Annotated in this window: 21 protein-coding genes and 2 pseudogenes; 7 read left to right on the forward strand and 16 right to left on the reverse strand. The window is 61.6% G+C overall.

The window, feature by feature from the left end; all coding sequences use genetic code 11:
• The first annotated feature begins 167 nt into the window (after nt 1-167).
• The gene (locus tag AC0L39_RS09830) at nt 168-1277 is read left to right on the forward strand and encodes a PA0069 family radical SAM protein (RefSeq protein WP_473257505.1); all 1110 of its coding nucleotides are present in this window, start codon (nt 168-170) and stop codon (nt 1275-1277) included.
• Between the two features lie 506 nt (nt 1278-1783).
• Here the strand turns inward: AC0L39_RS09830 and AC0L39_RS09835 are convergent.
• From AC0L39_RS09835 to dnaE, 4 genes and pseudogenes are all read right to left on the reverse strand, one after another.
• A pseudogene (locus AC0L39_RS09835) lies at nt 1784-2225 on the reverse strand (DUF1330 domain-containing protein).
• 4 nt (nt 2226-2229) lie between these two features.
• Nucleotides 2230-3840 (reverse strand): long-chain fatty acid--CoA ligase, encoded by a 1611-nt coding sequence (locus AC0L39_RS09840; RefSeq protein WP_473257507.1) that lies wholly within the window; start codon nt 3838-3840, stop codon nt 2230-2232.
• A 234-nt stretch (nt 3841-4074) separates the two neighbouring features.
• Nucleotides 4075-4800, reverse strand: a complete 726-nt coding sequence (locus AC0L39_RS09845) for a DUF4019 domain-containing protein (RefSeq protein WP_473257509.1) — start codon at nt 4798-4800, stop codon at nt 4075-4077.
• Nucleotides 4800-8305 (reverse strand): annotated as a pseudogene (gene dnaE / locus AC0L39_RS09850) (DNA polymerase III subunit alpha). The gene AC0L39_RS09845 and the pseudogene dnaE overlap by 1 nt, the downstream one beginning before the upstream one ends.
• A 99-nt stretch (nt 8306-8404) precedes the next feature.
• On the opposite strand from dnaE, the gene AC0L39_RS09855 reads away from it, so the two are divergent.
• Nucleotides 8405-8695: a DUF6958 family protein gene (locus AC0L39_RS09855; protein WP_473257511.1), complete on the forward strand. Its 291-nt coding sequence runs from the start codon at nt 8405-8407 to the stop codon at nt 8693-8695.
• A gap of 6 nt (nt 8696-8701) precedes the next feature.
• On the opposite strand, the gene AC0L39_RS09860 is transcribed toward AC0L39_RS09855, so the two are convergent.
• The 5 genes from AC0L39_RS09860 to AC0L39_RS09880 form a co-directional block, all read right to left on the reverse strand.
• A complete protein-coding gene (locus AC0L39_RS09860) occupies nt 8702-9181 on the reverse strand; it encodes a glutathione peroxidase (protein WP_473257513.1) in 480 nt (159 codons plus the stop codon).
• Between the two features lie 16 nt (nt 9182-9197).
• Nucleotides 9198-9728, reverse strand: coding sequence for a hypothetical protein (locus tag AC0L39_RS09865; RefSeq protein ID WP_473257515.1), 531 nt, complete (start codon nt 9726-9728; stop codon nt 9198-9200).
• A gap of 112 nt (nt 9729-9840) precedes the next feature.
• Complete coding sequence (locus AC0L39_RS09870; RefSeq protein ID WP_473257517.1) at nt 9841-10122, reverse strand: hypothetical protein; 282 nt, start codon at nt 10120-10122, stop codon at nt 9841-9843.
• A gap of 49 nt (nt 10123-10171) precedes the next feature.
• Nucleotides 10172-10852, reverse strand: a complete 681-nt coding sequence (locus tag AC0L39_RS09875; RefSeq protein ID WP_473257518.1) for an ABC transporter ATP-binding protein — start codon at nt 10850-10852, stop codon at nt 10172-10174.
• Nucleotides 10845-12083, reverse strand: coding sequence for a lipoprotein-releasing ABC transporter permease subunit (locus tag AC0L39_RS09880; protein WP_473257519.1), 1239 nt, complete (start codon nt 12081-12083; stop codon nt 10845-10847). Before AC0L39_RS09880 ends, AC0L39_RS09875 begins: the two co-directional genes overlap by 8 nt.
• A 241-nt stretch (nt 12084-12324) precedes the next feature.
• On the opposite strand from AC0L39_RS09880, the gene purF reads away from it, so the two are divergent.
• The 3 genes from purF to AC0L39_RS09895 all read left to right on the forward strand — a co-directional run bounded on the left by purF (nt 12325) and on the right by AC0L39_RS09895 (nt 15080).
• Complete coding sequence (gene purF / locus AC0L39_RS09885; RefSeq protein WP_473257521.1) at nt 12325-13827, forward strand: amidophosphoribosyltransferase; 1503 nt, start codon at nt 12325-12327, stop codon at nt 13825-13827.
• 3 nt (nt 13828-13830) lie between these two features.
• The gene (locus tag AC0L39_RS09890; protein WP_473257523.1) at nt 13831-14547 is read left to right on the forward strand and encodes an SDR family NAD(P)-dependent oxidoreductase; all 717 of its coding nucleotides are present in this window, start codon (nt 13831-13833) and stop codon (nt 14545-14547) included.
• A 185-nt stretch (nt 14548-14732) separates the two neighbouring features.
• The gene (locus tag AC0L39_RS09895) at nt 14733-15080 is read left to right on the forward strand and encodes a PilZ domain-containing protein (RefSeq protein WP_473257525.1); all 348 of its coding nucleotides are present in this window, start codon (nt 14733-14735) and stop codon (nt 15078-15080) included.
• Nucleotides 15081-15098: 18 nt separating this feature from the next.
• Here the strand turns inward: AC0L39_RS09895 and AC0L39_RS09900 are convergent, their stop codons facing one another.
• The 5 genes from AC0L39_RS09900 to AC0L39_RS09920 are packed head-to-tail and all read right to left on the reverse strand — an operon-like array spanning nt 15099 to nt 19978.
• Complete coding sequence (locus AC0L39_RS09900) at nt 15099-16295, reverse strand: serine hydrolase domain-containing protein (RefSeq protein ID WP_473257526.1); 1197 nt, start codon at nt 16293-16295, stop codon at nt 15099-15101.
• Between the two features lie 30 nt (nt 16296-16325).
• Nucleotides 16326-16589 carry a class I SAM-dependent methyltransferase gene (locus AC0L39_RS09905; protein WP_473257527.1) on the reverse strand — a complete coding sequence of 88 codons (264 nt, stop codon included), beginning with the start codon at nt 16587-16589 and terminating at the stop codon, nt 16326-16328.
• Nucleotides 16561-17562 (reverse strand): SAM-dependent methyltransferase, encoded by a 1002-nt coding sequence (locus AC0L39_RS09910; protein WP_473257529.1) that lies wholly within the window; start codon nt 17560-17562, stop codon nt 16561-16563. Before AC0L39_RS09910 ends, AC0L39_RS09905 begins: the two co-directional genes overlap by 29 nt.
• A gap of 52 nt (nt 17563-17614) precedes the next feature.
• Nucleotides 17615-19000, reverse strand: a complete 1386-nt coding sequence (locus tag AC0L39_RS09915; RefSeq protein WP_473257530.1) for a cryptochrome/photolyase family protein — start codon at nt 18998-19000, stop codon at nt 17615-17617.
• Between the two features lie 15 nt (nt 19001-19015).
• Entirely contained in the window at nt 19016-19978 is a 963-nt protein-coding gene (locus AC0L39_RS09920; protein WP_473257531.1) for a metal-dependent hydrolase, read from the reverse strand.
• Between the two features lie 95 nt (nt 19979-20073).
• On the opposite strand from AC0L39_RS09920, the gene AC0L39_RS09925 reads away from it, so the two are divergent.
• Both AC0L39_RS09925 and AC0L39_RS09930 read left to right on the forward strand, forming a co-directional pair.
• Nucleotides 20074-21021, forward strand: coding sequence for an alpha/beta hydrolase (locus AC0L39_RS09925; protein ID WP_473257533.1), 948 nt, complete (start codon nt 20074-20076; stop codon nt 21019-21021).
• 1 nt (nt 21022) lies between these two features.
• The gene (locus tag AC0L39_RS09930; protein WP_473257534.1) at nt 21023-21508 is read left to right on the forward strand and encodes an RNA pyrophosphohydrolase; all 486 of its coding nucleotides are present in this window, start codon (nt 21023-21025) and stop codon (nt 21506-21508) included.
• Between the two features lie 12 nt (nt 21509-21520).
• On the opposite strand, the gene AC0L39_RS09935 is transcribed toward AC0L39_RS09930, so the two are convergent.
• Both AC0L39_RS09935 and AC0L39_RS09940 read right to left on the reverse strand, forming a co-directional pair.
• Nucleotides 21521-22201 carry a glutathione S-transferase family protein gene (locus AC0L39_RS09935; RefSeq protein ID WP_473257536.1) on the reverse strand — a complete coding sequence of 227 codons (681 nt, stop codon included), beginning with the start codon at nt 22199-22201 and terminating at the stop codon, nt 21521-21523.
• 27 nt (nt 22202-22228) lie between these two features.
• Nucleotides 22229-22723, reverse strand: coding sequence for a tetratricopeptide repeat protein (locus AC0L39_RS09940; RefSeq protein ID WP_473257537.1), 495 nt, complete (start codon nt 22721-22723; stop codon nt 22229-22231).
• Between the last annotated feature and the right edge of the window lie 44 nt (nt 22724-22767).

The raw sequence follows: 22767 nt of genomic DNA on the forward strand, positions 1-22767 counted from the left end.
GCCTTGTTGGATACGGGTGACACTTTTCCAACTTTGAGGCTCCTTTTCGGGCGAATTCTCGGCTGCAATCATGCCCCTGCCCTGCCGAGAAACCTGCCTGTAGGAAAGTGAAACCGCCCGCGATTCCAGCGTGACAAGCGCCGCAATGTTCCATATATGTTCCTTCCATGCGCGCACCTCCCAACCCGGATCATCCCGATTACGTGAGCGGTCGAGGAGCCGCTTCGGCTGAAGTCCCAACGCGCTTCGGTCTTGCGAGCCGTGAAACGGATGCGGACTGGCGCGATCATGTCGAGGCTCTCGATGGCCCGCCTGTAAAACTGCGAACCTCCGTGACCGAGGAAAACCCCAAGACCATCCTCAGCTTCAACAAATCGCCCGACGTGCCGTTCGACCGATCAATCAACGCCTATCGCGGTTGCGAGCATGGCTGCGTCTATTGCTTTGCCCGCCCGACTCACGCCTATCACGATCTGTCACCCGGTCTTGATTTCGAGACAAAGCTGTTTGCGAAGCCCGATGCGGCAAGGCTGCTGCGTGAAACACTCGCAAAGCGCAGATACCGCCCCGCACCGATTGCGATGGGGACCAACACCGATCCGTATCAACCGATCGAGCGCGATTACCGGATTACCCGCAAAGTGCTCGAAGTGTGTCTGGAAACGCGCCATCCGGTCACGATCACGACCAAGTCGGACCGGGTGACGCGCGATCTTGACCTGCTGACCGAGATGGCGCGCGCGGATCTTGTTGCGGTGGCGATATCGGTGACGACGTTCGACCCGCTATTGTCGGCCAAGCTTGAGCCGCGCAGCGCCTCGCCTGCCAAGCGTTTGAAGGCGCTGGAGAAACTCGTGGAGGCGGGCGTGCCGGTCCACTGCTCGGTCTCCCCCATCATCCCGGCCATCACCGACGAGTTCATGGAAGGCATCATTGAGCGCGCGGGCGCCATCGGCGTGCGCAGCGCAGGCTGGATACCGCTGCGCCTGCCCCACGAAGTCGCGCCGCTGTTCCGCAAATGGCTGGACGTCCACTACCCCGACCGCGCGAGCAAGGTGATGAGCATCGTGCGCTCGATCCGCGACGGGAAGGACAACGATCCGAACTTCTTCAGCCGTATGAAGCCGAGCGGTGTCTGGGCCGATTTGTTCAGAGCGAGGTTTCGGGTGGCGTGCAAGAAGGCGGGGATTGGAACCGGCAAGCAATCGCCAAAGTTCGCACTGGATTGCTCACAATTCAGACCGCCCGAAGTAGGAGGGCAGATGCGGTTGTTGTAATGTATGAAATGGGGTGGAAAGCTGCCACTCAATCAACAGGCAGGCAATGGCTTCCCGACCTCGAAGTCAACCGATCCATGATGTCCGCCATCTGAGATTCTGAGAGAGTATCTTACTCGCTCGGAAAGAGGCCTTGGAGGCTGCTGCACATCCCAACCCGAAATCTGTTGGCCGTAAGCGATGACTCTTCGTGGCGCCCTATCGTCGAAGTCCTCATACGCTAAGCCCGTTGCCCACATCACGGCCTCTTCGTAGGGTCGGCTGTCAGCAACTCTGACATAGAGTTCGTCAGGGCGCGGTTGATAATCGCGAAGCCACCCATCGATTGGAACTATTCTGAAGCCAACAGCATCGCCGAGTTGGCAAACCTCCACCTCGAAGTTCTCAAGCGTGCAACCGCTCAGCGACGAAGCCACGAACATAGAAAACAGCGCAGAAGATAGGCGAACCACACACCTCTCTTACTAAGTGCCTGCAATGTCCGCAATCGGGTCGACCGCCGACCTCTATCCAAAACTCCCGCCAGCTTCACCCGGCGCGAACCGCATCAGCCGGCTGTCGAGCAGCGCAGCAGTCCGGTTCACCACGGCTCGCTGGTAATCCGCATCCTTGATCATCTCGAAGAAAGCGCCCGCATTGGGATATTGCGCGACGAAGCCATCGTGCCACACCTTTTCGTCCGGCTCCGGACCGGTGACCATTGTCTGGAACGCGCCGCGCCACACGATGGAGCCGCCGACGCGGGCGAAGATCGGGCCGGAGGTCTTGCCGTATTCCTCGTATGCCCGCCGGCTAGGTCCAGCCCTTGCCTGCATGTTCGTGGCCGTGCGGGTATTCGGCGTCTTCGCGATATCGTAGCAGGTTAAGCATGTGGATCGGCTCATCGCGCGGCAGATCCTTGAACGCCTGAAAATTGGCGGGCGAAGGGTCGATATACGCCTTGCTCACGGCCTCACGCCTCAAGCTTGTAGTCGGAGATCCGGTCGCGCAGGTCTTTCTTGGAAATCTTGCCGGTCGCCGTGTGCGGGATGTCGTCGACGAACTCGATCGCGTCGGGCATCCACCATTTGGCGATCTGCGGTTTGAGGTGTTCGAGAATGTCGTCCGCCGAGCAATCCGCGCCTTGCTTCTTCACAACGAACAGCACCGGGCGCTCGTCCCATTTGGGGTGATACATGCCGACGCAGGCCGCTTCGGCGACCGCGTCGTGACCGACAGCGGCGTTTTCAAGCTCGACCGAGCTGATCCACTCGCCGCCCGACTTGATTACATCCTTGGTGCGGTCGGTAAGTTGCAGTGTGCCGTCAGGATGGATGATGCCGACATCGCCGGTGTCGAACCAGCCTTCATTGTTCACCGCGTCCTGTTCGGCCTTGAAGTAGCGCTTGATGATCCACGGTCCGCGAATCTGGAGCGCGCCGGAGGTCTTGCCATCGCGCGGCAATTCGGTCGCCATGTCGTCGAGGTCCACGGTGCGCAGCTCCACGCCGAAGATCGGGCGGCCCTGCATCGCAGTTGTCTCGACCTTTTCCTCGAAGGAAAGCTCGTCCCAGTTCCACGTCGGCCCGCCGACCGTGCCAATGGGCGAGGTTTCGGTCATGCCCCAGGCGTGCTGGACGCGTGTGCCGTTCTTCATCAGCCGCTCGATCATGAATTTCGGGCAGGCCGATCCGCCGATTGTGGCGGCCTTGAGCGGCGGCAGGTCCAGACCTTCGGCATCGCAATACTGGAAGTGTGCAAGCCAGACGGTCGGCACGCCCGCGCTGTCCGTGACCTTTTCGCGCAGCATCAGCTCATGCAGAACTGCGGGGTCATTGACTGCGGAGAACACGAACTTGATCCCCGCCATCGCACCGGCATAGGGCAAGCCCCAGCTCGCCGCGTGGAACATCGGGACCACGGGCAGCATGACGGAGGCGCTGGAGAAATTGAACGCGGCAGGCTGCAATCCGGCGAGCGCGTGCATCATGGTTGAGCGATGCTCGTATTGCACACCCTTGGGATTGCCCGTCGTGCCGGAAGTGTAGCAGATCATGCACGGATCGGTTTCGGGGCCGGTATGCCACTCGTAATCCCCGTCATGCTCCCCGATCCAGTCCTCGAACGCCGGTGCGTGCTCGCCGGAATCGTAGCAGATGTAATGCTCGACAGTGGTCCAGCGGTCCCGCATCTTGTCGACGATCGGCTGGAAGGCCGCGTCGTAGCAGAGCACCTTATCCTCGGCGTGGTTGACGATGTATTCGAGCTGATCCTCGAACAGGCGCGGGTTCACGGTGTGAAGAACTCCGCCCATGCCCGCGACGCCGTACCAGCTGACGAGATGGCGCGAGTGGTTCATGGCGAGGCTCGCGACCTTGTCCCCCGGTTTCAGACCAAGAGCCTTGAGCGCCTGCGCCATTTTCAGCGCATCGCGGCGAATGCCCGCCCAGTCGGTGCGCGTCTCGGTGCCATCGGCCCAGTGAGTCACGATTTCGCGTGTTCCGGCTTCGCGGGCCGCGTGGTCGATCACGCTGGTAATCCGCATCGACCATTCCTGCATCGCGCCAAGCTTGGTTCCGGTCATGGTTCTCTCTCCAATAGCCTGATCAGAATATATCGAGCGCATTCATGCCCATCTGTGCGGGGCTTGGCAATTCTTCTAAACGCCCGAAGCGAGGCAGCAGCTGGCGGGCAGCAAAAAGGGGGCGAAAGTGCCCCCTTTCCCGAATGGTATTGCGGGGCCCGCTAGAGCACGAAATATCCCACGACTTCCCAGCCATCTTCACCGATCAGCATCACAACCGTTTCCAGCGCCAGTTCATCGCGGCTCGGCAAAGTCGGTCTGGAATTGCAGCACCTCGTAGTCCCCTTCGGGCGCATTCGGGAGCGTGCTGGCGCGCTGGACTGTTACGAGCTTTCGTTCGTTGACCGCGCCGAGCGGCTGGCGGACCGGTTGTACAGTCTCGGCCCATTCGGCCTCGCTGACCTGCGATTGGAAGTACGCGCCCGCAGCATCCCAGCTTCCATCCCAGTCGCCTGCATCGACGAATTTCAAAAACCTCTCGGCGCGGGGCAGCGATTCCGCCTCTGCGGGAGCGTCCTGCGATGTGCTGGCGGTGTCCGGCCCAGATGCGACATTCGCCGATGAGGCTCCGTCATTGGACATGTAGACAACGCCGATGATTGCGGCTGCGATTGCGATAGACATGATAAGCATTCCTCCTGCGAGCCATGTCAGGCCAAACGGTCCCTTAGGCTCTGTGTGGTTGAGGTCTGCATTATCCAATTGAGCGCCGCCCGGAGCGATCCCGAAAGATGTGTGCGCAGACTTTTGGGGGTCCGTGCCCTCGGCCATACCCAAAATTCTAGCGGCCTCGCGGCTGCTCGATACACCCAGTTTGCGGCGAGCATTGCGCAACCGGTCGTTGATCGTATGGACCGAAAGATCGAGCTGCGCCGCGCTCGATTTCGCATCGTGCCCCGCGAGCAGCAGGCTCAGCGCCTCCTTCTCCTTATCGGTCAGATCGGCGACGCTTCCGCTCATCAGGCGACAAGTTTGAGATTGGCGCGGCCCCGCAGCGGCGCAAGCTCGACATTCTCGATGCCCTCGATGTCGGCAAGCCGTTCGGCCAGAGCGCCGCTGAGCACGAAATTGCGGCCCAATCGCACCATCGCTTCTTCATCGGAGCCAAGGATCAGGCGCACGAGCACTTCGCCCGGCGATGCGTCACCGGTGGCCAGTTCCAGCTTGAGATCGGTCAGCGCCTGCTCGCTCAGGATATCGGCTCGCAGCAGCATCGGCGTGCTGCCGCTTACCGCTGCCAAGGGGCGCGCGCCGCGCACGGTGAGGCGCGGGGGCTCGCTCGGATTGGGCGAATCGAGCTCGACGTTGAGCAGGACGCAGGTGCCCTCCGCCGCCCAGCGCTCGAATTCGGGGATGAGCGCTTCCTCGAAACACGCCGAGGAAAACTGGCCCGAAGCATCGGAGAAATCCGCGCGAACGAATTCCGCGCCGCGCTTGGTCCGGGCCTTGTTCATGCCCTCGACCATCGCAGCCATCACCGCAGTGCCTTTGCCGCCGGGAGGCGCGCCCGCTTCCATCAGGTTCTGGTAGGTCCGCGCGCCCTGAGCCGAAGCGACCTCGCGGAATTGCTGCACCGGATGAGCGGAGAAGTAGAAGCCGAAATTCTCGCGCTCCTTCGCCATCTGCTCGGTGCGCGGCCATTCTTCCGCCGGTTGCAGGCGCAATTCTTCCTCGGGCGCATTCTCGCCGCCGAACAGGCCGCCCTGCCCGCTGGTCCGCTCCCGCATCGCTGCATCTGCAATCGCCAGCAGCATGTCGGCATTGGCAAACAGCAGCGCGCGGTTTGGTTCGAGCCCGTCCAGCGCCCCGGCACAGATCAGCCCTTCGAGCTGGCGGCGGTTCATCGAGCCTTGCGGGAGCCGTTCGAAGAAGTCCTTGAGGCTTTCAAACCGCCCGCTGGCCTCGCGTTCGGCGACGATGGCTTCCATCGCCTTTTCGCCCACGTTCCTGATGCCCGCGAGCGCATAGCGCACGCCGTATCCGTGATCGGTTTGCTCGACCGTAAATCGCGCTTCGGAGGCGTTGATGTCGGGCGCGAGAACCTCGACTCCGCCTTCGCTTTCCTTGGCTCCGGGCGCTTTGTAGCGTCTCGCATCGTCGACAAAGATGTTGAGCTTTTCCGACTGGTGGAGGTCGAAACACATCGAGGCGGCGAAGAATTCTTCCGGGTAATGCGCCTTCAGCCACGCAGTCTGGTACGCAAGCAGCGCATAGGCAGCGGCGTGCGATTTGTTGAAGCCGTAGCCTGCAAACTTGTCGATCAAGTCGAACAGCTCGTTGGCCTGGCGTTTCTCGATGCCGGAGACGTCCTTACACCCCTCGACAAAGCGGACGCGCTGGACGTCCATTTCCGCCTGAACCTTCTTGCCCATGGCGCGGCGCAGCAGGTCGGCGTCGCCGAGCGAATATCCGGCGAGGATCTGCGCGGCCTGCATCACCTGTTCCTGGTAGACGAAGATGCCGTAGGTTTCGGCCAGAATGCCTTCGAGTTTTTCGTGCGGGTACTCGATTGGCACTTCGCCCGCCTTGCGCTGGCCGAACAGCGGAATGTTGTCCATCGGACCGGGGCGATAGAGCGAGACGAGCGCGATGATGTCGCCGAAATTGGAGGGCTTCACCGCCTTCAGCGTGCGCCGCATCCCTTCGGATTCCAGCTGGAAAACGCCGACCGTGTTACCATCCTGCATGAGGTCATAGACGGCTGTATCGTCGAGCGGCAGCGTGCCGAGGTCGATCTCGATCCCGCGCAATTCGAGCAAATCGGTCGCCTTGCGCAGCACCGACAGCGTCTTCAGCCCGAGAAAGTCGAATTTGACGAGGCCGGAGCTTTCGACATTCTTCATGTCGTACTGCGTCACCGGCATGTCGGATCGCGGATCGCGGTAGAGTGGCACGAGCTGCGCCAGCGGCCGGTCCTCGATCACCACACCTGCGGCGTGAGTGGAGGAGTTGCGCGGCAATCCTTCGAGCTGCATCGCCAGATCGACGAGCCGCTTTACCTCGTTGTCGTTGGTGTATTCGCGCTTGAAATCCGCCGCACCGTTGAGGGCGCGCGGCAGGGTCCACGGATCGGTCGGGTGGTTCGGGACCATCTTGGTCAGGCGGTCCACCTGCCCGTAGCTCATCTGCAGAATACGCCCGCAATCGCGCAGCACCGCGCGCGCTTTCAGCTTACCGAAGGTGATGATCTGCGCGACGTGATCGGCGCCGTATTTCTGCTGCACATAGCGGATGACTTCGCCGCGGCGCGTTTCGCAGAAGTCGATATCGAAGTCGGGCATCGAGACGCGTTCCGGGTTGAGAAACCGCTCGAACAGCAGCCCGAGCTGGATCGGATCGAGATCGGTGATCGTCAGCGCCCAGGCGACAATCGAGCCTGCACCCGATCCGCGCCCCGGCCCCACCGGAATGCCTTGATCCTTCGCCCATTTGATGAAGTCGGCAACGATTAGGAAGTAGCCGGGAAAGCCCATCCCCACGATGATGCCGATTTCGTAGTCGAGCCGGTCGAAATAGACCTTGCGCTCTTCGTCGGTCATTGCGCCGTAGGGGGCCAGTCGCTCCTCGAGCCCCGCGCGCGATTGCTCCGCCAGCATTTTCGCCTCGCCTTCGAGGTCGCCCGCAAGGCTCGGCAGGATCGGATCGCGGTAGGGCGGCGCGTAGGCACAGCGCTGCGCGATGACCAGCGTGTTGGCGACAGCCTCGGGCAGGTCCGCGAACAGCTCCTCCATCATCGCAGCCGATTTGACGAAGCTTTGCGCGTTCGAGCGCGGGCGGTCCTCGTTTTCGACATAGGTCGAATTGGCGATGCACAGCATGGCGTCGTGCGCCTTGTGCATGTGCGGCTCGGCGAAATTGGCGGGGTTTGTCGCGACCAGCGGGATGCCGCGCGCATAGGCCATGTCGATCAGCGCGTCTTCCGCGCGCTCGCACGCCGTGTCGCCGCAGCGTGCCAGCTCGATATAGAGCCTGCCGGGGAAAAGCCGCTGCAGCCTGTCGCACACGGCTTCGGCGGCAGGGACCTGACCCTCCGCGAGCAGCCGGGTCAGCGCACCCTCACCCGCACCGGTCAGCGCAATCAGGCCATCGGTATGCCCCTCTAGATCGCCAAGCGCGACATGCGGATCCAGTTCCAACGGTACCGGTCGAGGTGCGCTTTGGAGACGAGGTGGCACAGATTGTCGTACCCCGCCTCGTCCTGGGCATAGAGCGGCAGGTAATCGACCTGCTTGCCCTCATCGTCACGCGCCACACCGAGCAAGGTGCCGATAATCGGCTGCACACCCTCACCCTTGCACCCGCCCGCAAACATGACCGCGCCGTAGAGTCCATTGCGATCGCAGTTTGCGATGGCAGGAAAGCCCCGCTCCTTGGCCAGCTTCGCAATGCCTTTGGGGTCGATGGCTCCTTCGAGCATCGAGTAGGATGAAAGCACGCGCAGAGGAACAAAGGGAGCGAAAGCCATCATGCAAATTTACGGCTTCACCGCGCGCATTCAAGTTGGCTCATCGAGCGATTGGGGATAAGCTTGGGGGCATCTGGAAACGTCGACTGGAATCCTGGCATGACCGAGATGATCGAAGTTCAGAACGTCAACACTCCCGGCAAGAGCAGCCGGGTAAACGCAGCAAAGTATTCCGACATGCTGACTGCCTTCGAAAAGGCTCTGCCCGGCAGCGCGCCGGGCCTTACGCAATCCGAGGTTCGTGAGGCGGTGAAGCCCTATCTCTCCAACGAGCTTTTTCCCGGCGGAAAGACGTGCGGCTGGTGGGTAAAAACCGTTCAGCTCGATCTCGAGGCCAAGGGCAAGCTCGTGCGCGAAAACACCAAGCCTTTGCGCTGGCACTGGAAGTAGGCCATTTCAGATCAGCTTCGCCACATCCTTGGCGATCAACTTGGGCGTGTCCTGCGGGCCGTAGCGCTTCACGACGTTGCCCTCGCGGTCGATCAGGAATTTGGTGAAGTTCCACTTGATCGAAGTCGAACCCATCAGGCCCTTTTTCTCCGACTTCATCCAGTCGAACAGAGGGGACGCATCGGGGCCGTTTACATCGACCTTTTCCATCAGCGGAAAGGTCACGCCGAAATTGACCTTGCAGAACTCCGCAATCTCGTCGGCATTGCCCGGTTCCTGTCCGCCAAACTGGTTGCAGGGAAAGCCAAGCACTTCGAAATCCTCGTCCTTGAACTGCTGGAACAGCTTTTCGAGGCCGTCATATTGCGGGGTAAAGCCGCATTTGCTCGCCGTGTTGACGACCAGCAGGACCTTGCCCTTCTTGGTGGCGAGGTCGAGCTCTTCGCCCCGGTTGGTGGTGACGGTGAAATCGGCGATATTGGTCATGCGCAGTCCTTGAAGTTCAGGGCGCAGCCTTGCGCCGGTAAGTCAGATCGAAGCTCGTTTGCCACGTCTTGCCATGATCCGTCGAGCCTTCTCCGAATTGCCGCACGCTGCCATCCTCTTGCAGCGAGTAGGTCATGCGGGTGAGAACGTCGGCGCCGCCGGGTCCGACACCGTCCCAGTATCCGGTCAGCACCATGTCGCCTTCAACCGGTCCGCCTGCAAAATCGACACGCTTGCCATCGCTGCCGGTCCAGACCTGCTCCCAGCGTCCCGAGCGGTGATTGAGCATGCTCATACTCGTCCCGCCGCCGCCGCGCAGGGGCATCCAGGTCTCCCGGACAACGCATCCGCTGGCGATCCGCTCGATCCGGCTGTCGGCGACCTTGGTATCGCGGTACGGTGGGATAGACGTCCCACTCGCCCACCCACAAATCGAAGGCAGCGTGCATTTCGCTCGCGCAAGCGGGGGCGGTGGTGTTGGAGCCGGTGCAGCAGCATCGGGCGTAGCGGCGGCTTGCAGCGCGAGAATAAGCGGCGTGATGATCATGGACAGTCCCTCCCTTGGCCTAGTGAGATCCTATCCTGCGCAAAGCGCCGGGGGAGCGGCAATCGTCGAACGACCAACGGTCATCTTTTGCGGGCGTTGGCGTAAGGCTGGCCTAGACCTTTGAGGGAAAGTCGTCCCGTGCGGCGAGTTGAGCAGCCTCGACCGCAGAATATTCCCGGTCGCCGGCCTTCTCGATCACGTATTGCGATCGCTTCTCTTCGGGCAGCATCATGAGGTGGCGGATCATCTCGGCAAATGTACCGCGCCGCAGCGCCTTCATGTCGCCTAATACACCGTCGCCATCGTTGATGCGGTGGATCGCGGCGTGGTCGCCCCACGCAGTTTCCCCGCTTCTTACCGGCGTTCCTTTAAACGTGCTTGGATGGTCTGACATAAAATCCTCCTTTGCCGAATTAACGGTCAAAACGGAGGATGGGTCCGAACTAGCTGAGTACGCCGTCATGCAGACGGACCACACGGTCCATCCGGCTTGCGAGGCGCTCATTGTGTGTCGCAACAAGGGCAGCGCTGCCCTCTCCGCGCACCAGTTCGAGAAATTGCCCAAGCACTGTGTCCGAGGTCGTCTCGTCGAGGTTGCCGGTTGGCTCATCCGCGAGCACGAGGGTCGGCTGGTTGGCGAGCGCCCGGGCGACCGCGACGCGCTGCTGCTCGCCGCCCGACAGCTGGCTGGGCCGGTGCGTCAGGCGGTGACCGAGGCCGAGGCTTGAGAGCAGGATCTGCGCGCGCTCAAGCGCTGCACCGCGCGAGGCGCCGGCAATCATCTGCGGCATGACGACATTCTCGGTCGCGTCGAAATCGGGCAGCAAGTGGTGGAACTGGTAGACAAAGCCGAGATGCTCGCGCCGCAGCCTCGTTCGCTGATCGGTTGGAAGCGTCTCCGCTGCTTCGCCTGCGATGGCGATGGAGCCTTCGAAGCCGCCCTCCAGCAAGCCGACCGCCTGAAGCATGGTCGATTTGCCCGAGCCCGATGGCCCCAGAAGTGCAACGATCTCACCGGGCTGGATATCGAGATCCACGCCGCGCAGCACATCGATGCGCTGGCCGCCCTGCTCGAAGCTGCGCTTCAGTCCGCGCAGAGAGACAATCGGTCCGCCACTATTCATAGCGCAGCACCTGCACCGGATCGGTGTTCGACGCCTTGAGCGCGGGATAGAGCGTCGCGAGGAAACTCAGCACGATGCCGAGCGCGGTGATGCCGATGATTTCCCACGGATCGACCCGGACGGGCAGCGATGTGAGGAACCGGACGCTCGGGTCCCAGATCTCCACACCGGTCAGGAACGCGATCCCGTCCACGATCGGATTGCGGAAATAGAGCAGCAGGAAGCCCAGAATAAGCCCGGTGACCGTCCCGATCGCTCCAATCGTGGTCCCGGTGGTCACGAAAATCTTGAGCAGGCTTCGCCGGGTTGCCCCCATCGTTCGCATGATCGCGATATCGCGGGTCTTGGCGCGGACCAGCATCACGAGGCTCGAAAGGATGTTAAAAGACGCGACCAGCACCATGAAACTCAGGACAAAGAACATCGCAACGCGCTCGACTTCAAGCGCTTCGAACAGGGTCGAGTTGATTTCCTTCCAATCGGCGATCGCCGCACGGTCGACCAGCGCAACCCGCACCGGCTCGAGAATCTCGCCGACATTGTCGGGATCGGTCACCGTGACCTCTATCAGCCCGACCGTATCGCCCAGCAGCAACAACGTTTGCGCGTCCTGCATCGGCATGATGACGAATGTCTCATCGAAATCGTACAGGCCGATCTCGAAGATTGCGCCGACTTCGTATCCGACCTGGCGGATCGAGGTGCCAAACGGCGTGACCCGCCCCTGCGGATTGATGATCGTGATCGTATCCCCGACCCGCGCGCCGATATTGGCTGCGAGCCGCGAGCCGATAGCGACCTTGCCGCTGCCCGGCTGGATATCGGCGATATCACCGAGCAGCACCTGATCACCGATATCGGCAATGTCTTCGGCAGTGTTGCCGCGCACGAAAATCGCAACTGCGCGTCCGTTGAAGCTCGCCAGCAGCGGCTGCTCGATCAGCGGAGAGGCATTCACTACGCCTTCGGTCGAGCGCACCTGTTCCAGCGTGCTTTCCCAGTTGTCGAGCTTTCCGCCGTAGGCCTGAACGACCGCGTGGCCGTTCAGCCCCGCAAACTTGTCCAGCATCTCTCCACGAAAGCCGCCCATCACGCTCATCACGAGGACCAGCATGGCGACCGACAGCATCACCACTCCGACCGAAATCCCGGCGACGAGCGCAATGAATGCCTCGCCCTTGCCCGGCCAGAGATAGCGCTTCGCAATCATTCGTTCGAAAGGTGTAAGCATGAAAAAGTCGCGCTGGCCGGTTGCTGCTGAACGCAGGCTGTAGGCGGGAGGCCTCCTGTGCACAATCCGGATGGGCCACGATATTGTGAGTAAAGCGCGGCTGGCTCGCGATCCTCGCCCAGGGCTGGCCGGGCTGCTGGCAAAAATGGGGGCACAGGCCGCCTCACCGCCCTTGTAATTGATCCGTAACATCGCCATTGAGCGGGCACTTCAGCAGACAGCGCAGCGGACAGGTCTGGCGATGGCACATACGCTCTCCAATATTACGCACCCATACCTGGATGCAGATGGCGACAAGCTGCGCGAGGAATGCGGTGTGTTCGGCGCGATCAATGCCGCCGATGCGTCCGCTGCGACCGCGCTGGGCCTCCACGCGCTCCAACACCGCGGACAGGAAGCGGTTGGCATCACCAGTTTTGACGGGACCGAATTCTTTTCGCGGCGCGGGCTAGGCCATGTGGCCGACAACTTCTCCTCATCCGAGGCGATTGCCGAACTGCCCGGCCACATGTCGGCGGGCCACGTGCGTTATTCGACCACCGGCGGATCGGGCCTGCGCAATGTGCAGCCGCTCTATGCCGAGCTGGCCAGCGGCGGGTTCGCGGTTGCGCATAACGGCAACATCTCGAACGCGCAGGCGCTGCGCAAGGATCTGGTGAACAAGGGGTCGATATTTCAGTCCACCTCGGACACCGAGGTCATTATCCATCTTGTCGCCACTAGCCGCTATCCCACCATTGCCGACCGCCTGATCGACGCGCTGCGCCTGGTCGAGGGGGCCTACGCACTGATCGTGATGACGCCAGAGGGCATGATTGCCTGCCGCGACCCGCTGGGCATTCGTCCGCTCGTCATGGGCCGGATGGGGGATGCGGTGGTGTTCGCCAGCGAAAGCGTCGCTTTCGACGTGATCGGCGCGGAGCTGATCCGCGAGGTCGAACCGGGCGAGATGCTGCAGGTCGATTTTTCGGGCGAGATCAAGAGCGTTCACCCGTTCGGCAATCCTAGCCCGCGTCCCTGCATCTTCGAGCACGTCTACTTCAGCCGTCCCGACAGCATTTTCGCCGGGCAAAGCGTCTACGAAGCTCGCAAGGCTATCGGCACAGAGCTTGCCATCGAAGCGCCGTGCGACGTCGACCTCGTGGTCCCCGTGCCCGATAGCGGCGTTCCGGCGGCCATCGGCTACGCTCAGGAATCAGGCGTGCCTTTCGAACTCGGCATCATCCGTTCGCACTATGTCGGGCGCACTTTCATCCAGCCATCGGACAGCGCGCGCCATTCGGGCGTAAAGCGCAAGCACAACGCCAATCGCGGACTTGTAGCGGGCAAGCGCATTGTCCTGATCGACGATTCCATCGTGCGCGGCACGACCAGCATGAAAATTGTCGAGATGATGCGCGAGGCAGGCGCGAGCGAAGTGCATTTCCGCGTCGCCAGCCCGCCGACGGCGCATAGCTGTTTCTACGGGGTCGATACGCCGGAGCGCTCGAAACTGCTCGCCGCGCGCATGGAGCTTGAACCGATGCGCGAATTCATCAAGGCGGACAGCCTCGCATTCATCTCGATCGACGGCCTCTACCGCGCGGTCGGCTCGAAAGGTCGCAACAAATCCTGCCCTCAATTCTGCGATGCCTGCTTTACCGGTGATTACCCGACATCGCTGACCGACCTGGGCGGAGACGAACAGAAGTCCGCCGAACTGCCATTCGCAGATCACGTCCCTGGCGGATCAAGGGCTGCCTGAACCATGACAGACACGAAACCGTTCGAAGGGCAGACCGCCCTCGTCACTGGCGCGAGCCGAGGAATTGGCGCTGCAACCGCAGTCGCGCTTGCCAGGGAGGGCGCGCACGTCATCCTTGTTGCGCGCAAGGTGAAGGCGCTGGAAGAGGTCGAGGACAAGATCCACGCCGCTGGCGGCACGTCGACCATCGCGCCGCTCGACCTGACCGAACCGGAGGCCGTCAGCAGGCTAGCAGCAGCCATTGCAGGGCGTTGGGAAACGCTCGATATCCTATGCCTTTCAGCGGCTTATTTGCCGGAGTTAACACCGGTTTCGCAGTTCGACCCCAAGCTTTATAACAAGGCGATCATGACCAATGTCGTCGCCACGCAGGCGCTGCTTTCGGCTTTCGATCCGCTGCTGCGCCGCGCAAAGAATGGGCGCATCATTGGCTTGACGAGCAGCGTCGGTGCCGGTCCGCGCGCATTCTGGGGGGCCTATGGCTCGACCAAGGCGGCATTCGACAACCTGCTGGAAACCTATGCAGCGGAAGTCGAAAAGCTCAGCCCGCTGCGAGTCGCCATCGTCGACCCGGGGGCCACGCGCACCGAGATGCGGGCCCGCGCCTATCCGGGAGAGAACCCGGAGACAGTCAAACCGCCGGAAAAGGTTGCCGAACGCCTCGTCGCCTTGCTCCAGGAAGATTTTACGACCGGCCACCGAGAGCGTATAGAGGGCTGATCGGCATCGAACGGCTTGCGGGCGAACGTTCACACCGGGCGGCGCACCTCAACCCTAACGATGCATTAACCATTGTCTGCAAGACAGTGGAAACACCGGCTGGTCAATGTCGCTCACTGACCAAACTCATAAAAGACCGACCGGCGAAGAGACCAACCGCTGATTGAATGAGGTTTTGTAAGGCCATGCCGAGCGAACACGACACATACCGGGTTGCAGCGCAAGAAGATCGCTGCGCACCGCGTACCAAGCTTACGATCCCCGCTACCCTGCGGGCGTCGGGTGGCCGCGCTTTTCAAAGCGTGGTGCACGATCTGTCGATCTCCGGCTTTTCAGCCGCGTCGATCAACCGGATGCATGAAGGTCAGGTTTGCTGGCTGACTTTGCCGGGTCTCGAATCGCTTCAGTCCGAAGTGGTCTGGTGGGACAATTGCATCGTCGGCTGCGCGTTCACCGAGCTGCTCAGCCCGATCGTGCATGACAACATCCTGCAGCGTTACAGCAATACCGGGATCATTCGCACCGCCATCTGACGGCTGGCGCCACGACTGTCAGTCACTGGCCGCAGCGATTTTCTCGACCACAGCGCGCGCCTTTGCGCGATTCTCGCTGGATGTCGCTTGCGGCCAGTTGCTGATCATGGCGACGACCAGATCCTTTTCCGGAACGATGGTGATCGCTTGTCCAAAGATGCCTTGCGCGCCGTAATTGCCGCCGGGAAATGTCCACCACTGATAGCCGTAACCAAATCCGCTATCGCCGAAATCGACCAGCGAATCGCCCGCCTCGGCAAACCAGCCATCGGGGACGGTCCCCGCTCCGCCTTCAAGCGCGAACTGACCCATTCGGGCATAGTCCGACAGACGCAGCGACAGGCAGCAGCCCCCGATATTCCCGCCGCGCGGATCGACCATCCAGAACAAGCCGCCTGCAAAGCCTGCAGGCTCGACAATTTTTTCCTGCGCATATTCCGCCAGCGGCAAGCCGACTGCATTTTCGACAAGCAAGCCGATCAGGTTCGTCTCGCCGGTCTTGTAGACCCATTTCTCTCCCGGCTCGGCCTCGCGCTCGAGGGTCTTCATCTGGGCGACAATCGCATCCTCGCCATATTCGACCACATAGCGGTTCATCTGCGCCACATCGCTTTCGGGATCGGTGTAATCCTCATCCCACGCCACGCCGCTGGTCATCGTCGCGATCTGCCGCACCGTCACGCCGTCATAGGCCGATCCGGCAAGCTCGGGAATGTAGGTGGTGACAGGATCGTCAAGGCTGGCGATGAACCCGTCGGCCAGGGCCGCGCCGAGCAGGGTCGAGGTAAAGCTTTTCGCGACTGAAAAGCTGGTCCAGCGGTCGTCTGCGCCAAGGCCAAGGCCGTAGTTCTCATACCGCTTCTTGCCGTCCTGCAGGACCATGATACCGACCGCGTTCGTGTCCGCCATCAATGCGGCGAGATCGGCCTGTATCTCAGCGCTCAGAGGTTCGCCCGCAGGTAGCGCGCGCGTCTGAGAAGCGGCAGGAACTTCGTGGCCCGCAAACCAGCTTTCCATGTCGCGAAAGCGTGCCGAACGCTGCGCATCGTCCCAGAACAGCACCTGCAGATCGGACTGGTCCCGCTCCGGCGGTGCGATGAGCTGGACCGGTTCGAGCTGCGGCGCTGTAGTCGCCAGATCGGCAATTCCGGTCCCGGTGCACGCGCCGAGCGTGAGGGCGGCAATTCCCGCAAGAGCCATGCTGCGCAGTTTCATCGTCTCGTCTCCCCCTCGCCCGATTGGCGATCAATCCTTTACGAGTGTCACCTGATGGACGTCGATATTGCCTGAGAGGAAACCGCCCTCACAGTATGAAAGGTAATAGCGCCACAACCGGATAAAGCGCTCATCGAAATCGTCCGGCAGGCGCCCTTCGGAGAGAGCGCGGTCGAAGTTCGCGCGCCAAATCCGCAAAGTGTCGGCGTAATCGCGCGCGAAGTCCGTCTGGTCGGTCCACCTCAGCCCGCGCGCCTCGGCCAATTCACGGAATTCCGAGGTCTTGATGAGCATCCCGCCGGGGAATACATATGCCTGGATGAAATCGTACCGACCCTGCGTAAGTCTCGAACAGGTCGCCCGCCATCGAAATATATTGCACCGCCGCGCGGCCGCCGGGTTTCAGATTTCGCGCGACGCAGTCCATGAAATCCGGCCAGTATTCGCGGCCCAGCGCCTCCACCATTTCAACGCTCGCAATGGCATCGAATTGGCCCGACGTGTCGCGGTAATCCTGCTTGCGGAAGTCTATCTGTGCGTTCGAGTGCGAGCGGGCATAGGCAAGTTGCTCATCAGACAGGCTGATCGCGGTGACATGCGCCCCGCCCTCTGCCAGCTTCCGCGCCATCGAGCCCCAACCGCAGCCGATTTCAAGCACGCTATCGGGATGCCCAAGCCGCGAGGCGATCGCAGCAAGTTTGCGGTCTTGCGATGCGGCCAGGTCATCGTCGGCCAGCCCAAGGCCGCTCGAATAAGTCATGCTCGGATCGAGCCACGCGCCGTAGAAATCGTTGCCGAGGTCGTAATGCGCGGCAATGTTGCGTACCGAGCCGGCCTTGCTGTTCTGGTTGAAGCGGTGTGCAAGCGCTGCGATCCAGCGAAACGGACCAATGCTGCGCGCGGTATTGCCGAGCGAACGGGCATTTGCACCCAGCAGCGCGAACAGGTGTGCGTGGTTGTCCGCCTCCCACTCGCCTGCTTCGTAGGCCTGGTACCAGCCCACCGACCCATTGGTCGCGAGCCGGATCAGCGCGCGCCAGTCTTTCAGGTGGATCTCAACGTCGAACCCCGGAGCGCGCCCGCCAAGAACGCGCGTAGTGCCATCGGGCAGGTGCGAAGTGAGCGAGCCTGCCTCCAGCCCCGCATCCACGCGGTCGAGCATGGTTTTGAAACCCGGAGCAAACAGCTTTGCCAGGAGGCCCGGCTCCGGCGCGAAACGCGCGCCGCCGGCCAGCAATGGCTCTCCTCTCATCCCTTGCGCGGTCATGGCGATGTCTTAATCGCAGCCGCGCGCGCGGGGCAAGGTTCTTGGCATGATGCTACCCGTTTTTCATGGCCTTATAGGCATCGAGAGCGCGCTCCCGACCTTGCTTGTGGCCGATCAGCTTACCGGGATAGTCACCGCGCCTTTCGTCGGGCGGATCGTGGATGTCGCTATCGGACAGATCAGCCAGCTCGGGCACATATTCGCGGATATAGCCCGCTGCGCCGAACTTTTCCGACTGGCTGAGCGGGGCCATGATGCGCACGAACATGTTGGAATCGACGCCCGTCCCTGAAACCCACTGCCAGTTGGTCGCGTTGGAGGCGTAATCGGCATCGACCAGCGTATCCCAGAACCATTTTTCGCCCTGCCGCCAGTCGATCAGCAGATGTTTGATGAGGAAGCTGGCTGTAATCATGCGCACGCGGTTGTGCATCCATCCCGTCTGCCATAGCTGGCGCATTCCGGCATCGACGATCGGGTAGCCGGTGCGGCCCTTCTCCCATGCGCGCAGGTCGCTTGCGGCGCTATCGTCCTTGTCCGGATCGCGCCACTTGATCCGGTCGTAATCCTCGCGGTAATTCTCGCTCGGATAGGCGGGGAATTGCGCGATCACGTTCTGCGCATAATCGCGCCAGACCAGCTCGCTTTCATAGGTTTCCCAGCCATCGGAGCGCTTGTGCTTGAGCGTATGCCATATCTGGATTGGAGATATCTCGCCGAAGTGCAGGTGCGGCGATAGGCGCGATGAGCCATCGACCGAGGGCAGGTTTCGGTCTTCGTCGTAATCCGCGACATCGTCTTCCCATTCGGAAAGGCGGTCCTGCGCGGCGTCTTCTCCGACCCGCCAGAACGCCTCGATACCGCCCGACCAGTCGGGCTTTGTCGGAAGCAGGTTCCAGTCGGACAGGTCATCGCTTTGCGGCCAGCTGTCCGGTGAGGACAGCGTTTCAGGCTCCGGGACGCAGTCGCGCGGAGGGAATTTGGCTTTGCTCGATTTGTAGAACGGCGTGTAAATTTTGTACGGATCGCCCGATCCGGTGGTGATGAAGCCCGGCGGGAAGATGTAATTTCCGTCGTAGAGTTGCAGATCGAGCTTTTCGTCCAGCTTGCCCTGCGCCTTGCGCCACCACGGCTCGTAATGACGGTTGGCGTGGATTGTTTTGGCCCCGACCTCCTCGGCGACCTTGCACAACTCCTTCACCGCATCGCCGCGCCGCAGGATTACCCGCGAATTGCGTTTGCCAAAGCTATTGCCGAGACTTTCCAGCGAATGGTGCAGCCACCACCGCGACGCGCCGCCATAGGCATGGTGATCGGCTGCTTCATCATCGAGCACGTACACGGCCACGACCGGACCTTGCGCAGCGGCGGAGGAAAGGGCGGGATTATCGGCCATGCGCAGATCACGCCGCAGCCAGACGATTTGTGGTTCGCTCATGGGTGATGAAGCGCGCTAATCGGCGGGGAGTTCCTCGCATTCGACATCGGGCAGCGCGATGGAGAAACGGTCGCGGGCGCGAGGGTCGTAAAACCGGGCGTCGTATAAAATCACTGAGCCGTCTTCGGCGCGGGTTGCAAAAGGTGCGCGCGACCAGAACAGGAAGGCTTGAAGCTGGGTATCATCCTGATCCAGTTGTTCGCCGGACGGCCACCCGCATCGCATTGATGGGTCAACAATTGGCCGATTCTCGCATTGCAAATATGGGGTCTTGGCTTCTTCCAATTCATCCTCGGGCCAGTTGCGACCGATACGGATCACCTCTCTTTCCCAGAAATAGAATGGAACCGGGCTAGAGATCCGTCCAATCCCGGGGCCATCGTAAAGCGTCAGCCTGAGTGTGGGAGCATGGCTGATCATCCAGTTCATCCCGATGTAGGCGAGGCCAACAACGATCCCGATCTTCGCAGGTCGCATCCAATTTCCATCGCGCTTTTCTTTCCGAGCGGACCACCACCAAGTGAGGCCCAGCAGCGCCCACAGCCACACATCGATGATGAACAGCGTATCGCCGTAGAACCATTGGCTCGAAAACGGCTCGAGGAAACGAACGCCGTAAACGTTGAGCCAGTCGAGCGCCGGGTGGCTTAGACATGCGATAAAGGACAGTGCGAAAAGCCAACCGAAATGCACCGGCAGACGATCCTTGGGCCGCTTGCCGCGCTTGTCCTGCCAGCGGTCATAGCCCCACAGCAGTCCGGCGAGGATCAGCGGCAACAGCACCATTGCTGGCGGCCCGTGGGTGATCCCGCGCCGAAAGCCGAGATGTTCGACCCCTTCCAGCCAGAAGAAGCGCGCCGCATCCACATCGGGTATATTCGCGCCGATAATCAGCGCGGGCATTGCCAGCCCGGTCTTTTTCTTGAGGCCCGCCTGCCCCATCACTGCGCCGACAAGGCTGTGCGTCAGATTGTCCATGCTGGCCGCCTAACCGCGCCTTGCGCTCAATGCGAGTAGAAATGCAGCGCAAGCCGTCCTATCGAGCGGTCAATGCAATTGGAGAGCCCAGCACCATGACCGACACTTCCCCCTATATCCGTCCCGACATGCAGGCATTCATCGATGCTCTCGAAGCGATGGACGGACTCAAGATTGCAGACATGACGCTGGAGGAAGCGCGCGGATCGTATCTGGCGCTTCACGCGATGGCCGACAAACCGGCGCGCGAGCTTGCGCTGGTCCGCAATCTCAGCTGCCCCGGCCCGGCAGGCGATATCCCGCTTCGGCTTTATGACGCGCGCGAAACACGCGAACCCGGTCCGGTCATCGTATTTTTCCACGGCGGCGGGTTCGTGATCGGCGACCTTGAAACCCATAACGCGCTCTGCACCGAAATCGCGGCGCTGGCCGATCTGCCGGTCGTCGCGGTCGATTATCGGCGCGCACCCGAGGCTCCTTTTCCGGCGGCAATCGAAGATTGCGAGGCAGCGGCGCGTTGGATCGCGGGCAATCCAGCAGATCTTGGGCGCGTGGCCACCGGGCTTGTCACCATCGGAGACAGTGCAGGCGGCACTGCGACGATCGTGACCGGACAGCTGCTCGCAGAAAAGCCCGCCGATGTGCCGGTTGTCCTGCAAGTTCCGCTGTTCCCGCTCGCCAGCGATGCCATGGGATCAGCGAGCCTCGACGAGTTCGACGATGGATATGTGCTGACGAAAGCGGCGGTCGAATACTTCGACGCGCAATACGCGCCCGACCGCAGCGATGCCCGCGGCATTCCAATCCTCGGCGATCACTCGCATGCGCCGCCAACCGTGCTCGTCACAGCCAGCCTCGATCCGATCCGCGATTCAGGCCGCGACTACGCCAAGGCGCTAGCCGAAGCGGGCCGCGACTTCGTGTTTCTTGAAATGAAAGGCGTCACCCACAGCTTCACCAATCTGCGCCAGGCCGTCCCAAGCGCGCAAGGCGATCTGGAGCGTGTGGTCGCGGCGATGAACCTGATGCTGGAGCGCAGCTGACATGGCGAAGGACGCACAGGAACTGCCCTACCGCCAATGCGCCGGCTTCATGCTCGTAAACCACGAGAAGCGTGTCTTTGTCGGTGAGCGGATCAATCCGCGCACGCATGGTTTCTGGCAGATGCCGCAGGGCGGAATCGATCCCGGAGAAGACCCTCAGACCGCCGCCCTGCGCGAGCTTGAGGAGGAAACCGGCATCGGAGCTGACCTCGTGGAGATCGTAGCGCCCGCCTCCAAACCTATGCACTATGACCTGCCGCCAGACCTGATTGGCAATGTCTGGAAGGGCAAATATCGCGGACAGGTCCAGCATTGGTATCTGGGCCGGTTTCGGGGCGAGGAATCGCATATCGACCTTGAAACGCACGATCCGGCCGAATTTCGCGCCTACAAATGGGTTCAGCCCGAAGTGCTCCCGGACCTTATCGTTCCGTTCAAGCGCGAGGTCTATGCAGCGCTCGTCACGGAGTTCGCGCCGCTTATCTAGGCGGCCCTCCGCTCAGTCGTCGAAACGGAACGTGATCCGCGGCCGGTCATCCTTGGCGCGCGCCGCGATAAAGGACGGAAGCGCCTCGATCCGGTCGAACCATGCCGAGATGTTCGGATATTTGCCCTCGAACGATCCTTTGTCGCGCGCGGCATACATCGGGTAGACGAGCGTGATATCCGCCCCCGTCAGATTGTTGCCGCCGAAATAGGGCTGCTTGCCCAGATCCTTGTCCATCTGTTCGAACAGCGCATCCATGCGCGGATTGACGAACAGTTTGCGGACCTGCCCGAAAATCGCCTTAAGCAGCGCGCTGATCGGCCACGGAGTGCGCGTTTCAAGCAGGTTGAGCACCATCGCCACTCCCTGAATCGACATCAGCGAGCCTTGCGCTGCGTGGAACCAGAACAAGTGCCGCGCCCGGTCAGGATGCCCGGCTGATGGCCGCAAATCGCTATCCGGGTAGGAATCGAGCACGTAATCGATGATCGCATTGCTTTCCGCCAGCACCAGATCGCCCTCGGTGACGACCGGCGCTGTGCCCAGCGGGGACAGCGCCTTGTAATCGTCAGGCGCGAGATTGGTCTCGGGATCGCGGTTGTAGCTTTTCAGCTCGTATTCCGCGCCCAAGGCTTCGAGCAGCCACAGGATGCGGAAGCTCTGCGAATATTCGAGATGGTGGAGCGTCAGCATGAGCGTGGTGGCTCCCCTGTTGAGCTATCAGTTGCTGGTCGGCCCGGCTTCGACGGTTTCGGCGGCGAGCCTTGCCGGAGGACCGGCTTCGATCACACCCTGAAGCGCAACCGTTTCCGGGCAGTTTGCCCCGCACAGACTTTCAAGCCGGGCTAGATTGCGCTTGGCCTTTTCCAGAGCGCCCTTTTCGACCAAGGCTTCGCCTTCGCCGGAAATCGCTGCGAAATTATCGGGGTCGCGCACCAGCGCTTCGCGGTAAAACCGGATCGCCTTGCCTTGCAGCCCGTCCTGCCGTGCCGCTTCTGCAAGTTCGAGGAAAATCGGCGTGTAGCCCGGATCGACCGCCAGAGCGGCTTCGTATGCGTCGATGGCGGCCTGCGTGTCGCCAGCGGTCAGCAGTGCGCGGCCTTCCAGGATAAGAGCCGCGGCGCGCGGATCGGCATCGCGGTCCTGCGCGGTCGTTACACTCGCTGTCGTAGCCAGAAAAAGCGACAAGGCAGCGGCGACGGGCGCGAAACGCATAAATTGCTCCTTAAATGCAGCGGGCCGGAAGGTGGCGGGCTGAG

Source organism: Erythrobacter sp. K21-9, from assembly GCF_055808355.1.